The organism is Sphingomonas faeni (genome assembly GCF_024273235.1).
GTDB lineage: Bacteria > Pseudomonadota > Alphaproteobacteria > Sphingomonadales > Sphingomonadaceae > Sphingomonas > Sphingomonas faeni_A.
Genome location: NZ_JANBVH010000001.1, coordinates 1 through 17,949 on the forward strand (window position 1 = coordinate 1; position 17,949 = coordinate 17,949).

At 65.9% G+C, this 17,949-nt stretch carries 16 protein-coding genes; 8 read left to right on the top strand and 8 right to left on the bottom strand.

Going from position 1 to position 17,949, the window contains the following annotated elements; all coding sequences use genetic code 11:
• Positions 1-167: 167 nt before the first annotated feature.
• The gene (locus NLI89_RS00005; protein ID WP_254685105.1) at positions 168-1,619 is read left to right on the top strand and encodes a porin; all 1,452 of its coding nucleotides are present in this window, start codon (positions 168-170) and stop codon (positions 1,617-1,619) included.
• Between the two features lie 211 nt (positions 1,620-1,830).
• Here the strand turns inward: NLI89_RS00005 and NLI89_RS00010 are convergent, their stop codons facing one another.
• Positions 1,831-2,478, bottom strand: a complete 648-nt coding sequence (locus NLI89_RS00010; protein ID WP_254685106.1) for a YoaK family protein — start codon at positions 2,476-2,478, stop codon at positions 1,831-1,833.
• 120 nt (positions 2,479-2,598) lie between these two features.
• On the opposite strand from NLI89_RS00010, the gene NLI89_RS00015 reads away from it, so the two are divergent.
• On the top strand, positions 2,599-3,309 hold the full coding sequence (locus NLI89_RS00015; protein WP_254685107.1) for an NAD-dependent deacylase: 711 nt from the start codon (positions 2,599-2,601) through the stop codon (positions 3,307-3,309).
• A 254-nt stretch (positions 3,310-3,563) separates the two neighbouring features.
• Here the strand turns inward: NLI89_RS00015 and era are convergent, their stop codons facing one another.
• The 3 genes from era to lepB form a co-directional block, all read right to left on the bottom strand.
• A complete protein-coding gene (gene era, locus NLI89_RS00020; protein ID WP_254685108.1) occupies positions 3,564-4,493 on the bottom strand; it encodes a GTPase Era in 930 nt (309 codons plus the stop codon).
• A 239-nt stretch (positions 4,494-4,732) separates the two neighbouring features.
• Positions 4,733-5,395: a ribonuclease III gene (rnc, locus tag NLI89_RS00025; RefSeq protein ID WP_254685109.1), complete on the bottom strand. Its 663-nt coding sequence runs from the start codon at positions 5,393-5,395 to the stop codon at positions 4,733-4,735.
• On the bottom strand, positions 5,392-6,213 hold the full coding sequence (gene lepB, locus NLI89_RS00030; RefSeq protein ID WP_254685110.1) for a signal peptidase I: 822 nt from the start codon (positions 6,211-6,213) through the stop codon (positions 5,392-5,394). The genes rnc and lepB overlap by 4 nt, the downstream gene beginning before the upstream one ends.
• 125 nt (positions 6,214-6,338) lie before the next feature.
• On the opposite strand from lepB, the gene pgi reads away from it, so the two are divergent.
• From pgi to NLI89_RS00050, 4 genes are all read left to right on the top strand, one after another.
• Entirely contained in the window at positions 6,339-7,829 is a 1,491-nt protein-coding gene (gene pgi / locus NLI89_RS00035) for a glucose-6-phosphate isomerase (protein ID WP_254685111.1), read from the top strand.
• A gap of 230 nt (positions 7,830-8,059) precedes the next feature.
• Entirely contained in the window at positions 8,060-8,437 is a 378-nt protein-coding gene (locus NLI89_RS00040) for a DUF4174 domain-containing protein (protein ID WP_254685112.1), read from the top strand.
• A 109-nt stretch (positions 8,438-8,546) separates the two neighbouring features.
• The gene (gene gorA, locus NLI89_RS00045) at positions 8,547-9,902 is read left to right on the top strand and encodes a glutathione-disulfide reductase (protein ID WP_254685113.1); all 1,356 of its coding nucleotides are present in this window, start codon (positions 8,547-8,549) and stop codon (positions 9,900-9,902) included.
• A gap of 72 nt (positions 9,903-9,974) precedes the next feature.
• Entirely contained in the window at positions 9,975-11,171 is a 1,197-nt protein-coding gene (locus tag NLI89_RS00050) for a thiolase family protein (RefSeq protein WP_254685114.1), read from the top strand.
• Positions 11,172-11,305: 134 nt separating this feature from the next.
• Here NLI89_RS00050 and NLI89_RS00055 read toward each other — a convergent pair whose 3' ends face one another.
• From NLI89_RS00055 to NLI89_RS00070, 4 genes are all read right to left on the bottom strand, one after another.
• A complete protein-coding gene (locus NLI89_RS00055) occupies positions 11,306-12,703 on the bottom strand; it encodes a dihydrolipoamide acetyltransferase family protein (RefSeq protein WP_254685115.1) in 1,398 nt (465 codons plus the stop codon).
• Positions 12,703-13,710, bottom strand: a complete 1,008-nt coding sequence (locus NLI89_RS00060; RefSeq protein WP_254685279.1) for an alpha-ketoacid dehydrogenase subunit beta — start codon at positions 13,708-13,710, stop codon at positions 12,703-12,705. The genes NLI89_RS00055 and NLI89_RS00060 overlap by 1 nt, the downstream gene beginning before the upstream one ends.
• 250 nt (positions 13,711-13,960) lie before the next feature.
• Positions 13,961-15,268, bottom strand: coding sequence for a thiamine pyrophosphate-dependent enzyme (locus NLI89_RS00065; RefSeq protein WP_254685116.1), 1,308 nt, complete (start codon positions 15,266-15,268; stop codon positions 13,961-13,963).
• 220 nt (positions 15,269-15,488) lie between these two features.
• Positions 15,489-16,517 carry a fumarylacetoacetate hydrolase family protein gene (locus NLI89_RS00070; protein WP_254685117.1) on the bottom strand — a complete coding sequence of 343 codons (1,029 nt, stop codon included), beginning with the start codon at positions 16,515-16,517 and terminating at the stop codon, positions 15,489-15,491.
• 150 nt (positions 16,518-16,667) lie between these two features.
• Here NLI89_RS00070 and NLI89_RS00075 point away from each other — a divergent pair, with 150 nt between their 5' ends.
• Both NLI89_RS00075 and NLI89_RS00080 read left to right on the top strand, forming a co-directional pair.
• Positions 16,668-16,958: a DUF6894 family protein gene (locus tag NLI89_RS00075; RefSeq protein WP_254685118.1), complete on the top strand. Its 291-nt coding sequence runs from the start codon at positions 16,668-16,670 to the stop codon at positions 16,956-16,958.
• A gap of 280 nt (positions 16,959-17,238) precedes the next feature.
• Positions 17,239-17,871, top strand: coding sequence for a Crp/Fnr family transcriptional regulator (locus tag NLI89_RS00080; RefSeq protein ID WP_254685119.1), 633 nt, complete (start codon positions 17,239-17,241; stop codon positions 17,869-17,871).
• Positions 17,872-17,949: the final 78 nt, after the last annotated feature.

The following is a 17,949-nucleotide window of genomic DNA, read 5'->3' on the forward strand; positions in this document are numbered from 1 at the left end:
CACTTGCGGACGTTGGCAGCAGCAGTATCGGCACTGCGACGGGATCTTGCCGAGGTCCTGATCCTGCGGCAATAGGCGGGCCGATCGGCGGCCCCTGTTCGGGTTGCAGCGACGATCAGGGGCGGTGCCGTATCGCCTGCAGCGTCGACGATCCGTGAGTATGATCCGTGCAACGACGACTTTTATCGGCCTCGTTCGGCGCAATCTTCGCGATCCTCCCCGTAGAAGGCGCGCAGGCGCAGACGGTGCAGGAATTGCAGGCGCAGATCGATGAACTGAAGGCGACGATCGCCGAGATGAAAGCCGCGCAAAAGGGTAAGGCGTCGCCCGGCCCCGCGCCGACGACGCCCGCGAGTGTGGCCGTCGCAGCGGCGCCAACGACCGCGCCGACCGCGACGACCGCGCCGGCCGCGCCGCGTGCGGAACAACCGACGGTCGCGATCGCTGCCGTCGAGAAACCCGCCAAACAGCAATGGTACGACCGCATCGCCATTCGCGGCTATACGCAATTGCGCTTCAACGAGATCATCAGCGGCGACCGCCGCGCGCCGGACGGAATCTCGCGGTTGCGCTCGGTCGGGGACGGCGGGATCGGCGACGATACCAACTTCACCTTCCGCCGAATTCGCCTGATCCTGCAGGGCGATCTGAGCGACCGCGTCTCCTTCTACTTCCAGCCTGACTTCGCAAACAGCGTCGCCAATCAGTCGGGCGGTGAACGCCGCGAAGGGTTTGTCCAGCTCCGCGACGCGTACGTCGATACCTTCCTCGACCGCGACAAGCGGTTCCGGCTGCGCTTCGGTCAGTCGAAGGTGCCGTTCGGGTGGGAGAACATGCAATCCTCGTCCAACCGCCTGACGCTCGATCGCAGCGACGGCATCAATAGTGCGGTGCCGGGGGAGCGCGATATCGGCGTGATCGCCTATTACACCCCACGCCAGGTCGAACGCATCTGGCAGAGGCTGGAGGAGGACGGGCAGAAGCTGTTCGGCAATTACGGCGCGTTCGGCGTTGGCGTCTTCAACGGGCAAGGGATCAACCGGACCGAAACCAACGACGGCGTGATGACGGTCGCGATGGCGACCTGGCCGTTCGCGCTCGACGGGCTGGGCGGGGCGTTCGACGGGCAGGTGCTCGAACTGGGCGGTGCCCTGTTGCGCAATGGCGTACAGCCTGAAATCCGCAGCGGCGGGACGAGCGACACCGTCTACCGCGAGGAACGCGGCGGGATCCATGCGGTGCTCTACCCGCAACCGTTGGGCTTCCAGGCGGAATGGAACTGGGGGCGTGGTCCCGAATTCGACGTGTCCCGCCAGGCGATCCGCTCTCTTCCGCTGAACGGCGGCTACGTCCAGACGATGGCACGCGTGCGGCGCTCGCCGGTCGGGCCGTTCATGCCCTATGCGCGCTGGCAATATTACCGCGGCGGCTGGAAGGCACTGACCAACGCGCCCCGGCTCGAGACCGACGAGATCGAATTGGGGATTGAGTTCCAGCCGAACCCCGAGCTCGAGCTGACGCTTGCCTATGCCCATATGCAGCGGCGCGAAGGCGACGAACGGCTGGCGGGGCGCGCCGAAGGCGACGTGATCCGTACGCAATTGCAGTGGAATTACTGAGCCGGGGAGGCGCCGTGCGCCGCACCTGGAGCGCGGTGCCTTACCTTCCGTTCACTTGACCGCGCATAACGGCATTCGACACGGTCTATCGCAGGCTGCGGCTCGCTTGAGCCAAGGTTAGGCGGCGTGGCGCCATTGAGTTTGAACATCTGTTTCTCGCTTGCTGCTTGAAAGCGGGCCGGCCGCTATCCTTCCCATTCCGCTCACCGCCTTATTCCTCGTGCGAGGTTCCCAGCGTGGCGGCACCCACGAGTAGCAGCGCGGCGAGCGCCACTGCGATCCACAGCGCCTTCAGATCCAGAATGGGGAACACTGCGGCGCCCGCGGTCGCTCCCGCGATCAACCCCAGCCACAGGAGGAGATAGGGCACCCAGGCAAAGCGGGGACCGCCGGCGAACGCGGTCGTGAGGTGCTGGCCGATCTTGACGAGCGTGCCGGTCATGTAGGTGACGCCCACGCTGACCTCGCCGTCGCGCTGGAACACCGCGTTCGCCGATCCCATCGCCACCGCCATCAGCAGCGGCGCCAGAACGAGGTCGCCACCGCGCGTCGCCGTCGCAGAGGCGATCGCCAGCGCGACCAGCACGAACGCCAGTACCGCCTGCTTCCGCCGTCGTCCCGCCAGTCGCCCGACGGTTTCGCCAGCCATGACCCCGCCGACGAACGCCGCGATCAGCGCACCCGCGAACAGGCTGCCCGGCACGACGCCGGTGATACCTGCCGCCAGCCGCGTCGAATTGCCGCTCATGAACGAAACGAACAGGCCGCCGAGCTTCAGAAACCCCAGCGCATCGACGAATCCCGCCAGCGCGGCGAGCCCGATTGCCAGCAGCCGCTGGCGTTTTTCATAACGGCGCATGGCCCTTCATAGGCTTGGCGCGCTGAAATGGGAGATGGCGTCTCGTCGGTGGGTCGGCGACGGGTTCCGACTGCATTGCGCGCCCTTTCGGACTTGGCGAACGCGGCTTATCCTGTGGCGATGCAGGATATCAGAAACATCGTCGTTCTTACCGGGGCCGGGATTTCGGCGGAGAGCGGGATCGCGACGTTTCGGGGGCCGGGTGGGCTTTGGGAGGGACATCGCGTCGAAGATGTTTGCACGCCCGAGGCGCTCGCGGCGGATCCGGAGTTGGTGCACCGGTTTTACGATCTGCGGCGGGCGGCTTTAGCGGGGGTGGAGCCCAATGCGGCGCACCGGGCGCTGGCGCGGCTGGATGCGGGTTGGGACGGCGAGTTGCTGATCGTGACGCAGAATGTCGATGACCTGCATGAGCGCGCGGGGGCGCCAATCGGTGGGGGGCGGATGCTCCATATGCATGGGGAGTTGCTGTCGGCGCTGTGTGCTGTGTGTGGGGCGCGGGAGGCTACGACGGGGGCTTTGCCCGAGGGGTCGGTGTGTGGGGCTTGCGGTGCGGCGGCGTTGCGGCCCGACATCGTGTTCTTTGGGGAGATGCCATACCAGATGGAGCGGATCGAGGCGGCGTTGGCGAAGGCCGACCTGTTCGTTTCGGTGGGGACTTCGGGGGCGGTGTATCCGGCGGCGGGGTTCGTGCAGACTGCGGCGTATCACGGCGCGCGGACGCTGGAGTTGAACCTGGAGCCGTCGATGGGGAGCGTGTTTTTTGGGGAAACGCGGATCGGGGCGGCGGGGGTGCTGGTGCCGGATTGGGTAGAGGAGGTGCTTTCCTAGTTACCGCTGAGATTCCCTCTCAATCCACCCCGGCGGAGGCCGGGGCCCAATTGGGAAACGGTTCTAACGGCGGACTGCGCTCAGTCACTCCAACCTTTCCAATTGGGCCCCGGCCTTCGCCGGGGTGGTGTTGAGTGGGGGTGTGGTTGCGGCTTACTGCGGATAGCAAGCTTGTTCTCCCGCGAAGGCGGGAGCCCAGGCTGGGCCCCCGCCTTCGCGGGGGAACAAGTTGTTAAGGGTAGCGGGCTGGTGGGTCAGTCGACCCAGTCGAGGCCCATGTCGCGGTAGACTTCGCGGTCTTCGTCCCAGCCGGGTTTTACCTTGACGTGCAGATATAGGTGGACGGGCTTGCCGGTGATCGAGGCGAGTTCGATGCGGGAGCGGGCGCCGATTTCCTTGATGCGGACGCCGCCCTTGCCGAGGACGATCGCGCGCTGGGTGGGGCGCTCGACGAGGATCTGCTGGTGGATCTCCAACGACCCGTCCTGGCGTTCGATATACTGCTCGGTCTCGATCGTGCTGGCGTAGGGGAGTTCGGCGTGGAGCTGGAGATAGAGCTGTTCGCGCGTGACCTCCGACGCGAGCGCGCGTTCGGTCGAGTCGGAGACCTGGTCCTCGGGGTAGTGCCAGGGCCCCTCGGGCATCGCTTTCGCCAGCTCGGTCTTGAAGTGCGCGAGGCCGTCGCCGGTGCCGGCGCTGATGAAGAACGTCTCGGCGAACGGGAGCAGCGCGTTGAGTTTCTCGGCGTGGATCAGCAGCTTGGTCTTGTCGGCGAGGTCGACCTTGTTGAGGATCAGCCAGATCGGCTCGGTGCGGCCGACCAGCGATTCGACGATCGTGGTGACCTTGCCGCCGATCCCGCCCTTGGCATCGACCACCAGCGCGATGATGTCGGAACCCTCCGCGCCGCCCCAGGCGGCGGCAACCATCGCGCGGTCGAAGCGGCGCTTGGGCTCGAAAATGCCGGGGGTGTCGACGAGCAGGATCTGCGTGTCGCCCTCGATCGCGACGCCCATCAGCTTGGCGCGCGTGGTCTGCGCCTTGGGGCTGACGATCGCGACCTTCTGGCCGACGAGCGCGTTGACGAGCGTCGACTTGCCCGCGTTGGGCGCGCCGACGATGGCGACTAGGCCGCAATGCTTGGGGGCGGGCTTGGTGTCGGGCTGGGTATTCGTGTCAGTCATAGGCTCTTTTCGAACTGGTGTTGCTTGCGGCTGTACAGGGAAAACGGCTGTTCGTCATCGCGTCGTGCGAAGGCAGATTGGTTCACGCGAAGGCGCAAAGGCGCGAAGATGGTGTGGATGGGGCTCGCACACGCTTCAATTATACGCCGCCGAATATCTCGGAGCCGTTTGGGGCGAGACCTGATTAGCTGAGCGCATCACCTTCGCGCCTTTGCGCCTTCGCGTGAACGAAATTCTTCCTAGCCGAGCTTCTCCAGCAACGCCTTGGCGGCTGCGGTTTCGGCTTCTTGTTTGCTGGAGCCGGTGGCGGTCGCTTCGGCGAGTTTGCCGATCGAGACCAGCATCGTGAATTTAGGCGCGTGGCCGGGGCCAGTGCGTTCTACGATGGTGTATTCGGGGGGCTTGCGGTTGTGCGCGGCGGCCCATTCCTGGAGCGCGGACTTGGGGTGTTGCGGGGCTTTGGCGCCGGCCTGCACCCTGTCCCCCCAGGCGCCGCGGACGAACTTGCGGGCGGCGTCGAGGCCGGCTTCCTGGTACCAGGCGCCGATCAGCGCCTCCATCACGTCGCCGAGCACGTTGTCGCTGTCGCTGGCGCCGTCGTCGCGGGCCTGCTTGCCGAGCTTCAGGTGCGCGCGGACGCCGAGTTCTCGGGCGACGTCGGCGCAGACGGGGCCGGTGACCAGCGCGTTGAGGCGCTTCGAGAGCGAGCCCTCCGGGTCGGTCGCGAAGAGTTCGTAGAGCCATTCGGCGATGATGAGGCCGAGGACGCGGTCGCCGAGGAATTCGAGGCGCTCATAGTTCGCCGCGGCTTGGCTGCCGTGGGTCAGCGCGCGCTCATAGGGGGCGAGATCGGTGGGGACGCGGCCGAAGAGCGTCTTCAGCCAGCCGGCGAGGTCGCTCAAAAGCCTTCCCCGATGCGGCTCCAGCGCGCGGCACTGACCCAGGTCCAGGGCTTGAGCCATTCGGCGTCGCCGTCGGTCGAGAAGAAGTTGACGACTGCCTTGCCCTCAACGTTTTCGAGCGGGACGTAGCCCATGCCGTTCGGTGCGGGGAACCGGCTGTCGCCGCTGTCGTCGCGGTTGTCGCCCATCACGAAGATGTGGCCGGCGGGGATGGTGTAGAGCCCGGTGTCGTCGCGGTCGGGGAGTTGAGCCTGATCGAGCACTTCGTAGCTGCGGCCGTTGGGCAGCGTTTCGCGGAAGCGGGGGTAGCGGCAGATCTGGACGTTGGCGACGACATCGACGAACGGCGCGCCGCATTTCTCGGCGTTGAAATTGGCGGTCAGCGGGATCGTGAAGTCGGCGATGCGCTGCTTCGGGATCGCCTTGCCATTGAGGTAGACGGTTCCCTGGCGCATCTGGATCGTCTCCCCGGGCAGGCCGATGACGCGCTTGATGACGTCGTGGTCGAGCACTTCGGGCGCGCGGAAGACGACGACGTCGCCGCGGGTCGGCGTGCTGCCGAAGATGCGGCCGGGGATCAGCGGGATGCCGCCGGGGAGCGACCAGCGTGAGTACCCGTAGTTCCACTTCGAGACGAAGAGATAGTCGCCGATCAGGAGGCGGGGCAGCATCGATTCGGACGGGATGCTGAACGGCGCGAAGATGAAGCTGCGCAGGATCAGCACGACCAGCGCGAGCTTCAGCAGGAAGCGGAAGGTCTCGCTCGTTTCGGAACGAGGCGCCTTGGACCGCGCGGGTGTCTTCACGTCATTTGCCATGCTCGCGGGTTTGCTCAACCTGCGCGCGTCGTCAAGCGTATGCGGGATACCTGTCACCGAAAGAGCGTTGTCGCGGTCTCGCGCTTGCAGCATGACCGGCGCGCACGTCTATTCGGAGAAGAAGCATGACCGCCGACTGGTCCAGACTCGAAGCCCTGCCCGCCACCAAGCTGACCGACCTGTTCGCACAGGATTCGGAGCGCCTCTCGAAGCTGAGCCTCGACGTCGCGGGCATTCATTTCGACTGGTCGAAGACGCATCTGACGACCGACATGATCGCGGCGTTTGAGGAGATGGCGAAGGCGCAGGATCTGGCGGGCAAGCGCCAGGCGATGTTCTCGGGCGAGATCGTCAACGTCACCGAGGGCCGCGCGGTCGAGCACACCGCCGAGCGCGGCGAGGGCAAGCCCGAGAGCGTCGCGATCGCGCAGGCGAGCCACGCGCGGATGCGGACGCTGATCGATGCGATCGAGGCGGATGCGCTGGGGCCGGTGCGCCATATCCTGCATGTCGGGATCGGCGGGTCGGCGCTGGGGCCGCAATTGCTGGTCGATTCGCTCGGGCGCGACGACAAGCGGTATGACGTCGGGATCGTCGCCAATGTCGACGGCGTGGCGCTGGAGGACGTGTTCGCCAAGTTCGATCCGGCGGCGACGTTGCTGGTGGTCGCGTCGAAGACCTTCACCACGACCGAGACGCTGATGAACGCCGAGGCGGTGCTGCAGTGGATGACCGAGCATAATGTCGAGGATCCTTACGGCCGGGTGATCGCGCTGACCGCGGCGCCCGAAAAGGCGATGGAATGGGGCGTCGACGAGACGCGCATCCTGCCGTTCTCCGAAAGCGTCGGCGGGCGCTATTCGCTGTGGTCGACGATCGGGTTTCCGGCGGCGATCGGGCTCGGTTGGGACCGGTTCGAGGAATTGCTGGAGGGCGCGGCCGAGATGGACCGGCATTTCCGCCTCGCCGCGCTGCACGAGAACGCGCCGGCGCTCGCGGCGTTCGCCGACCTGTATTACACGCAGATCCGCCATGCCGAGACGCGCGCGACCTTCGCGTATGACGAGCGACTGCGGTTGTTGCCGAGCTATCTCCAGCAGTTGGAGATGGAGTCGAACGGCAAGTCGGTGACCGCGGAAGGCGAGCCGCTCGGGCGGCCGTCGGCGGCGATCACTTGGGGTGGTGTCGGTACGGAAGCGCAGCATGCGGTGTTCCAGCTGCTCCACCAGGGCACGCATCTGGTGCCGGTCGAGTTCGTCGCGTCGATCGAACCGGGCGACACGTTGCCCGAGGAGCATCACAAGGCGCTGTTGCTCAATGCGTTCGCGCAGGGTGCGGCGTTGATGGCGGGCAAGCAGGTCGAGGATCCGGCGCGGAGCTATTCGGGTGACCGGCCGTCATCGACGCTGCTGCTCGACGACCTGGATGCGCGGACGCTGGGCGCGCTGATCGCGTTTTACGAGCACCGGGTGTTCGTGAACGGCGTTTTGCTGGGGATCAACTCGTTCGACCAGTTCGGGGTCGAGCTGGGGAAGGAAATGGCGAAGGCCGCGGAGAAGGGCGGGCAGACGTTCGATCCTTCGACGGACGATCTGATCACGCGCGCGTTTGGGTGATTTTTGGGTGGGGGCTTGCTGAGTGCGCTCCACCCCACTCCGCCACCCCGGCGAAGGCCGGGGTGGTAGTGAGGGAGCGGGCGTTTGGTTAACGTGACGCTATCTTCTGTTCCCTCGCGAACGCGGGGGCCCAGGATACCACGCGTGGCGCCCGTGACCCTGGGCTCCCGCTTGCGCGGGAGAACAAATAGCTCGCGGGAGAACAACAGAAGGTTGCGCGTTACTCTTATATGCCCCTTGTTCTTGCCGTAGCGCTCGCCGCCTCCCCCAACCTCGCGCAGATGAAGTGGGAACGGCGGGTTTTGATAGTGGCAGCGCCGTCTTCGCAAGACGCGGCGCTTGCTGAGCAGCGCCGCATCCTCGCCAACTGGAAGGCAAACAGCGACGACCGCGACCTCACCGTTGTCGAAGTGATCGGCGACCGGGTCCAAGGCGCCGGTGACACCGCTGCAACGATCCGCCGCAAATATCGCCTCCCCGCCACGTTCACCGCGATCCTCATTGGCAAGGATGGCGGCGCGAAACTACGCAGCGCCAAGCCCTTCGCCGCCGCCGTTCTCGAGCAGACGATCGACGCTATGCCGATGCGCAGGGCGGGTCAGCGATAGACCAAAGCGATCAACGTGATCGCTGCGCCGGGGTTGTCCGCGCATCCCCCCTGCCCCAGATGGCATCCAAAGCCGCTCCCCAGCGGCGCGCGACGCATGAGGACTGCCTGTGACCGATACCCAATTCGACTATGACCTCTTCGTCATCGGCGCAGGCTCGGGCGGCACGCGAGCCTCGCGCGTCGCCGCCGCGCATGGCGCGCGCGTCGCGGTTGCCGAGGAATACAGGGTCGGCGGGACCTGCGTGATCCGCGGCTGCGTGCCGAAGAAGCTGCTGATCTACGGCGCGCATTTCGCCGAGGATCTGAAGGACGCCAAGCGCTTCGGCTGGCAGGTCCCCGACGACTGCGCGTTCGACTGGCGCGTGTTGCGCGACAATGTGATGGAAGAGGTCGACCGGATCAACGGCGCCTATACCACCACGCTCCAGAACAACCATGTCGAGATCATCCACCAGCGCGCAGTTGTGTCCGGCCCGAACGAAGTGACGCTCGCCGACGGTAGCGTGAAGAGCGCCGCGAAGATCCTGATCGCGGTCGGTGCGCATCCGTTGACCCCCGAGTTCCCGGGCGCAGAGCACGGCATAACCTCGAACGAGGTGTTTCACCTCGACGACGTGCCGAAGCGCGTGCTGATCGCCGGCGCGGGGTATATCGCCAACGAGTTCGCCGGGATTTTCCACCAGTTCGGGGCGCACGTCACGCTGGTCAACCGGACCGACGTGATCCTGCGCGGCTATGACGAATCGATTCGCGACCGCCTGCTCCAGATCTCGATGAGCAAGGGCATCGACTTCCGCTTCAATGCCGCGTTCGAGAGCATCGAGAAGGACGAAGACGGGTGTCTCACTGTCCGCATGAGCGGGCACGAACCGATCGTCGTCGACCTCGTGATGTTCGCCACGGGTCGCCTGCCCAACACCAAGGGCCTCGGGCTCGAAACCGCGGGCGTCGAGATGGACGCGACGGGCGCGGTGATCGTCGACGAGGACAACAAGTCGAGCTGCGACTCGATCTTCGCGGTCGGCGACGTCACCAACCGGATCCAGCTGACCCCGGTCGCGATCCGCGAGGGCCAGGCGTTCGCGGACACGTTCTTCGGCAACAAGCCGACGCGGGTCGATTACGCCAACGTCCCCGCCGCGGTATTCAGCCACCCGCCGATGGCCGGCGTCGGCATGACCGAGTCGCAGGCGAAGCAGGCGCTGGGATCGGTGAAGGTCTATACGTCCGACTTCCGGCCAATGAAGAACGTGCTGGCCGGCCGCAACGAGCGCTCGCTGTACAAGATGATCTGCGACGGCGAGACCGACCGCGTCGTCGGCATCCACATGATCGGGCCGGACTGCCCCGAAATCCTGCAATCGGCCGCGGTGGCGGTGAAGGCCGGGCTGACCAAGGCCGATTTCGACGCGACGGTCGCACTGCATCCGACGATGGCCGAAGAGCTTGTCCTGATGAAGTGAGGCCTTCGGGCTTTGCGTTGCGGGAACGACGCGGTAGATCGGGCACATACCCGATCCTCGAAAGGTTCCAGCATGCGTGAAGCCGCCATCGTCTCGACTGCCCGTACCGCCATCGGCAAAGCGTATCGCGGCGCTTTCAATGCGACCGAGGCACCGGTGCTTGCCGGGCACGTGATGAACGCGGTGGTCGAGCGTGCAGGGGTCGATCCCGCGCGGATCGACGAGGTGTTCTGGGGCGTCGGCAATCAATGGGGTACGCAAGGGGGGAACGCCGGGCGGATGGCGATCTTCGCCGGCGGGCTGCCGGAGTCGGTGCCGGCGTTCACGCTAGATCGGAAGTGTGGGTCGGGCCTGACCGCGGTGGCGCTCGCCGCGCGGGCGATCATCTGCGACGAGGCCGATGTCGCGCTGGCGGGCGGGATGGAGTCGATCAGCTACACCGTGACCAAGGACGCGCCGCGCTACGTCAATGCGAGCGTCGTGGCGAAGGAGCCGGCGGCGTATATCCCGATGATCGAGACCGCGGAAATCGTCGCGGAGAAATACGGGATCAGCCGCGAGGCGCAGGATGCCTACGCGGCGATGAGCCAGCAGCGTGCTGCCGCTGGGCTTGCGAATGGGGCGTTCGCCGAGGAAATCGTGCCGATCACGGTGGAGAAGGCGCTGTTCGACAAGCAGGGCGCGCATGCCGGGATCGAGAGCGTCACCTTGTCGCAGGACGAGGGCATTCGCGCGGGCACGACGCTGGAGGGGCTGCGCGGGTTGAAAACGGTGTGGCCGGGTGGTGAGTTCTCCGGGCCGGGGGCGAACGTTACCGCCGGCAATGCGAGCCAGTTGTCGGACGGGGCTTCGGCGCAGTTGCTGATGGATCGCAGGACTGCGGAGGCCGAGGGGAAGGACATTCTCGGCATCTATCGCGGGTTCCAGGCGGCGGGGTGCAGCCCGGCGGAGATGGGGATCGGGCCGGTGTTCGCGATCCCGAAGCTGCTGGAGCGCGCGGGTCTGTCGGTGGCCGACATCGGGCTGTGGGAGTTGAACGAGGCGTTCGCGTCGCAATGCCTGTATTGCCGCGATTTTCTGGGGATCGATCCGGAGAAGTATAACGTCAATGGCGGCGCGATCGCGGTCGGTCATCCGTTCGGGATGACGGGGTCGCGGCTCGTCGGACATGCGCTGATCGAGGGGCGCAAGCGCGGCGTGCGCTATGTGGTGGTGTCGATGTGCACCGCTGGCGGGATGGGCGCGGCGGGGTTGTTCGAGATCGTTTGAGGTTCTGCGCCCCTCCCTGGAAAGGAGGGGTTGGGGTGGGTCGGCTTCCGTATCGTCGAACCGTCGCGACCAAGGCTGGCCGACCCACCCCCGGCCCCTCCCTTTCAGGGAGGGGGGAAGAAGCGTTTTCGGGCTTAGTCGGCGAAGAGCAGGACCGGGGTTTCGAGGTACTTCTTCAGGCCCTGGACGAAGCTTGCCGCATCCCAGCCGTCGACGACGCGGTGGTCGCAGCTGATCGACAGGTTCATCAGTTTCGCGCGCACCACTTCGTCACCCTTGAAGATGGGGCGTTCGACGATTTTGTTGGGGCCGATGATCGCGACTTCGGGGCGGTTGATGACCGGCGTGGTGGCGATGCCGCCGAGCGGGCCTAGCGAGGTTACGGTGATCGTGCCGCCGCCCATCTCGCTGGGGGCGAGCTTGCCGGCGCGGGCGGCTTCGGCGAGGCGCGTGATCTCGGTCGCGAGCTGCCAGACGTTGCGGTCCTGTGCGTCGCGGATCACGGGGACGGTGAGCCCGGCGTCGGTCTGCGCGGCCATGCCGAGGTGGATGGCGCCGTGGCGCGTGACCACGCCGGCTTCGTCGTCGTAGCGCGCGTTGAGCATCGGGAAGTCGGGGATCGTCTTGCAGATCGCGACGATCATCAGCGGGAGCATGGTGAGCTTGGGACGGCCGCCGCGGTTGGCGTTGAGGTCGGCGCGCATCGCCTCCAGCGCGGTGACGTCGATCTCGTCGACATAGGTGAAATGCGGGATCGCGCGCTTCGATGCGGCCATGTTCTCGGCGATGCGGCGGCGCATGCCGATGACCTTGATGGGCTGGTCTTCGCGGGCGCGGCTGGCGTGCGGGGGGTGATAGCCCTCGCCTGAGCCGTAGCGGAGATAGGCGTCGAGGTCGGCGTGGCGGACTCGGTCGGAGTCGGTCTTGACCAAGGCCAGGTCGATGCCGAGGTCGCGCGCGCGGGCTCGGACCGCCGGAGATGCAAGCGCGTGGGCCTTATGCTCGATGTCGGTCGCAGCGGCGTGCGCCTTCTGCTCCCTCTCCCCTGCGGGGAGAGCACGTCCTTGCTGCTCCCTCTCCCCATTGGGGAGAGGGCTGGGGTGAGGGGTTGGGGCAGTTGCCGGCGTTTCCGCCTGGGGCTGCCCCTCACCCCGACCCTCTCCCCGGCGGGGAGAGGGAGTTGCCTCGACCACCTCTTCGACGCCCGGGTTTTCGGCTTCGTATTGCTCGGCCGTCTCCGCCTGCGCCGACGTCAGCGGCGCGGCGACGACCTCGTCCGCAACCTCAACCGCATCCGTCTCGATCACCACCAGCGCGGCGCCGATCGAGACCTGGTCGCCGACCTCGCCCGCGAGTTCGACGACGACGCCGGTCACCGGCGATTCCATCTCGACGGTAGCCTTGTCGGTCATCATGTCGGCGATCGGCGAATCCTCCTCGACGCGGTCGCCGATGGCGACGTGCCACGCGACGATCTCGGCCTCGGAGATGCCTTCGCCGATGTCCGGCAGCTTGAAGGTGAAGCGGGCCATTATGCGTCCTTCATGATCTTTTTCAGGGCTTCGCCGATGCGGACCGGCCCCGGGAAATAGGCCCATTCGAGGCTATGCGGGTACGGCGTGTCGAACCCGGTCACGCGCTCGATCGGCGCCTCGAGATGGTAGAAACAGCGTTCCTGGACGATCGCCGACAGCTCCGCGCCGAAGCCGCTGGTGCGAGTCGCCTCGTGGACGATCATGCAACGCCCGGTCTTCTTCACCGATGCCTCGATCGTCTCGATGTCGAGCGGCACGAGCGTGCGCAGGTCGACGATCTCGGCGTCGATCCCGGCCTCGGCGACCACGGCGGTGCAGACATGAACCATCGTGCCGTAGGCGAGGATCGTCAGCGCCTCGCCCGCGCGGACGATCTTCGCCTTGCCGAGCTCGATCTTGTAATAGCCGGTCGGGACTTCGCCGGCCGGATGCTTCGACCAGTTCTGCGACGGGCGATCCCAATAGCCGTCGAACGGGCCGTTATAGATGCGCTTGGGCTCGAAGAAGAGCGTCGGGTCGTTGTCCTCGATCGCGGCGATCAGCAGGCCCTTTGCGTCATAGGGCGTCGACGGGATAACCGTCTTGATGCCGGACATATGGGTGAAGAGCCCTTCGGGCGACTGGCTGTGCGTTTGGCCGCCGAAGATGCCGCCGCCGAACGGCGAGCGGACCGTGATCGGTGAGGTGAACTCGCCGGCGGAGCGGTATCGGAGTCGCGCGGCTTCGGAGACGAGCTGGTCGAGCGCGGGGTAGATATAGTCGGCGAACTGGATCTCGGGGACGGGGCGCAGGCCGTACGCGCCCATCCCGACCGCGACGCCGATGATGCCGCATTCGGTGATCGGGGTGTCGAACACGCGGGTCTTGCCGTACTTGGCCTGGAGCCCGGCGGTCGCGCGGAAGACGCCGCCGAAATAGCCTACATCCTCGCCCATCACGATCACGTCGGGATCGCGCGCCATCATGATGTCCATGGCGGAATTGATCGCCTGGATCATGTTCATGCGAGTGGTGGGCTCGGTGCCCGCTTGGCTCGACGAGCCCGCAGCCGCAGCCGCTTCCTCGGTTGCGTCCGACCCACGTGCTTCTGTCACGTCGCTCATACAAACACCTTCGTCACCCCAGCGAAAGCTGGGGCCTCATGCCGCGAGGGCACGCTCGATAACCGGGATATCCCAGCTTTCGCTGGGATGACGGATGGGGGTGGGGCGACGAGAGGGAGCGATCCGGCGCTCACCACGCCAATGTGTGCGCTCATGCCTTGCGATCCCAGGGACGGCCGGATGCCGATTCCTCGTCGAGCATCTGCTGGCGTTGCTCCTTCAGATGCCAGGGCATCTCCTCGAACACGCCGTCGAACAGCGACTCGAGCGGCTGGTGGAGGCCGTGGCCGAGGATGCCGTTCTTCTCGGCTTCCTTCTGCGCGGCCTTGACCTGCTCGGCGAGTTCCTTGTCCTGCGCGGCGTGCCGTTCCTCGTCCCATTCGCCGATCTGGATGAGGTGGTCCTTGAGGCGCTTGATCGGGTCGCCGAGCGGCCAGGCGTTGGGCTCGCCTTCGCTGCGATACTGGCCGGGATCGTCGGAGGTCGAATGGCCTTCCGCGCGGTAGGTGAAGTGCTCGATCAGCGTCGGGCCCTGGTTGGTGCGTGCGCGCTCGGCGGCCCACTGCGTCGCGGCGTAGACCGCCAGCGCGTCGTTGCCGTCGACCCGGAGCCCGGCGATGCCGTAGCCGACCGCGCGCGCCGCGAACGTCGTCGCCTCAGCACCCGCGAACCCGGAGAAGCTCGAGATCGCCCACTGGTTGTTGACGATGTTGAAGATCACCGGAGCGCGGTAAACCGTCGCGAATGTCAGCGCCGAGTGGAAGTCGCCCTCCGCGGTCGAGCCTTCGCCGCACCACGTCGCGGCGATCCGCGTGTCGCCCTTGGCGGCGGACGCCATCGCCCAGCCTACTGCCTGCGGGTATTGCGTCGTGAGGTTGCCCGAGATCGAGAAGAACCCGGCTTCCTTGACCGAATACATGATCGGCAGCTGCTTGCCGCCGAGCCGGTCCGCCGTGTTCGAGTAGATCTGGTTCATCATGTCGACGAGGCTCCAGCCCCGCGCGATCAGCAGGCCCTGCTGGCGGTACGAGGGGAAGCACATGTCCTCGTAATCGAGCGCATAGGCCGCCGCGACCGCGACCGCCTCTTCGCCGAGCGCCTTCATGTAGAAGCTGGTCTTGCCCTGCCGCTGCGCGCGGAACATGCGTTCGTCGAATGCGCGGAGCAGCGCCATGCTGCGCAGCATGCGGCGCAGCACGTCGGGCGAGAGCTTGGGATCCCACGGGCCGACCGCGTTGCCGTCGTCGTCGAGCACGCGGACCAGCGTATAGGCGAGATCGGTGAAGCCGGACGCCTTGTCCGCGGTGTCGGGACGGCGTGCCTCGCCGGCGGGGGGCACGTCGACCTCCGCAAAGTCCACCGCGTCGCCGGGGCGGAACTTCGGCTCGGGGATATGCAGCGCCAATCTTGGTAGATTCTGGCCGGGCTGCAAATTGGCGCGCGGATGCTCGCTTGCCATCGTGATTCCATCTCCATGAGGCCGCTGTGACCGCGGAACACTCTTACCGAGGCTTGTTATTAAATTTCAACGGCGATTGCGAGGGGATTTTCGAGCGGGCCGGTTTTTCAGCCTAGGTCAGACACCTACATCAACTGCTCCGCTTCCTTGTTCTCCCGCGAAGGCGGGAGCCCAGTCTGGGTCCCCGCCTTCGCGGGGAAACAAGGAGGGGGCGTGACGCCTATTCTACGGTCTGTTCGATGACGCCGAAGATCGGATGGCGCTTGTCGTCCTCGGCCCAGATGCGGACGGTATCGCCCTTTTTCAGGAACGGCGTGACCGGCTTGCCGCCGGTGATCGTCTCGATCGTGCGGACTTCGGCGAGGCAGGAATAGCCGACGCCACCCTCGGCGATCGACTTGCCGGGGCCGCCATCGGGGCCGCGGTTCGATACGGTGCCCGAACCGACGATCGTGCCCGCGCCGAGTTTCCGCGTCTTGGCGGCATGCGCGACCAGCGTGCCGAAGTCGAACGTCATGTCCTCTCCGGCCTCGGCGCGACCGAGCGGCTGGCCGTTGAGATCGACCATGAGCTTGCGGTGCAGCTTGCCGCCCTGCCACCAGTCGCCGAGCGCATCGGGGGTCACGAACACGGGCGAAAAGGCACTCGCCGGCTTCGACTGGAAGAAGCCGAAGCCCTTGCCGAGTTCGCCGGGGATCAGGTTGCGCAAGGACACGTCGTTGGTCAGGCCGACCAGCAGGATCGCGGCCAGCGCCTCTTCGCGGGTCGCGCCCATCGGCACGTCGCCGGTAACGACCACCACCTCGGCTTCCATGTCGCACCCCCAAGCCTCGTCACCGAGCGGGATCGGGTCGCGCGGCCCCAGGAAGCCGTCCGAGCCCCCCTGATACATCAGCGGATCGTGCCAGAAGCTGTCGGACATCTCCGCCGCCCGTGCCTGACGGACCAGCGCCACATGATTCACATAGGCCGACCCGTCCGCCCATTGATACGCACGCGGCAACGGCGACTCGGCGTCATGCTCGTGGAAGCGCCGCATCGGGATCATCTCGTGTTCGAGATCGGTCGACAGATTCTTGAGATCGAGCGACAGCCGGTCCCAGTCGTCGAGCGCGGCCTGCAGCGTCGGCGCGATGTGGCTCGCATCGGCATACCAGGCGAGATCGTTCGACACGACGACGAGCTTGCCGTCTCGTCCGCGCGCTCGTCCCTTGATGGCATCGGGGCGCTTAAGGCTGGCCAGTTTCATGCGGCGGATCCTCTATTGTTTGCACGCATCCTACGCTCGCGACGCAGTTCAAGTCGAGCACGCAGCGCGCGCAGAAACTGATTTTGGTAAGAGCGGAGCGATTGTCGGCCTGTTATCGTCGGGCTTGCGTAACGGTTGAGGAAGTCGAGCATGCCCAGATACTTCTTCGACATCGACAACCACAAACACGTCAATGACGACGACGGCACCGATCTGGCGGACGACGAGGAAGCGCGCGTCCAGGCGGTCATCTTCGCGGGCGATTACCTTAGCGACCATCCGGCCATCGCACGCCACGGCGCACGCTTCCGCGTCACGGTGCGAAACGACCAGGGGAACGTGCTGCTCGCGGTTGCCGTAACGATCGACGAGCCGGGCGACGAACCGGCCGACGAACCCGGCGACACGCCCGCCGGCGCACCCGGATCGCCGCATCTCTGAGCCGATATGGCCAAGCATCGTCGATCGGCGAGCATGCCGGAACGTTCCCGTTGTAATATAACATGGGTTTTGTCAGTCCGCTCAATCCTGGGATAAGGTGCGTTCCGCGCCGACGCGCTATCCAAGAAGGGGTGACAGCGAGAAACGAGTGCTCCTGCACTGGATGCGGAGAGTGCACGTGGATATGTCCACCGTGACTGAACAAGTTATACGAAAGTTCGAGTCGCGGATGGCGATGAGTGCGGACGACCGCGCCCAGATCGCAGCGTTGCCATTCAAAATGCGGACGATCGACGCGTCCACCTATATGCTGCGCGAGGGCCAGCGCCCGACACGGTGCGCGTTCATCCTCGACGGGCTCGCCTATCGACAGAAGCTGACTCCTAACGGCGAGCGCGAGATCGTGTCGATCCTGATGCCCGGCGAGTTCGTCGACCTGCAGAACCTGTTCCTCGACGAATCCGATCACGACATCCAGGCACTGACCCGGCTGACGCTGGCCGAGGTGCCGATCCTGGCATTGCGCCAGTTCATCGAGGCGTGTCCCGCCGCGGGTCAGGCGTTGTGGATCGATGCGCTGGTCGAGGCATCGATCCACCGCGAGTGGCTGCTCAACGTCGGCCGACGCAACGCGCGCAGCCGGCTGGCGCATCTGCTCTGCGAATTCTCGGTGCGGTTCAAGAAATCGACGCTCGGGGATGCGATGGCGTACGAGCTGCCGATGACGCAGGAGCAGCTCGGCGATGCGCTCGGGCTGACCCCCGTGCACGTCAACCGCGTGCTCAAATCGCTCGAAAACGACGGGCTGATCGCGCGCAAGAAGCGGCAGGTGAGCGTGACCGACTGGCCTCGGCTGCGCGACGCCGCGGAATTCAACGAGCGCTATCTGCACCTCGGCCAGATCCGGAGCTGAGGTCGTAAAGGGTGCCGAAACGAGTCGAACTTGACTTTTCGACCATGATACGCCAGATGGCCGTCATCGAGGCGTAAT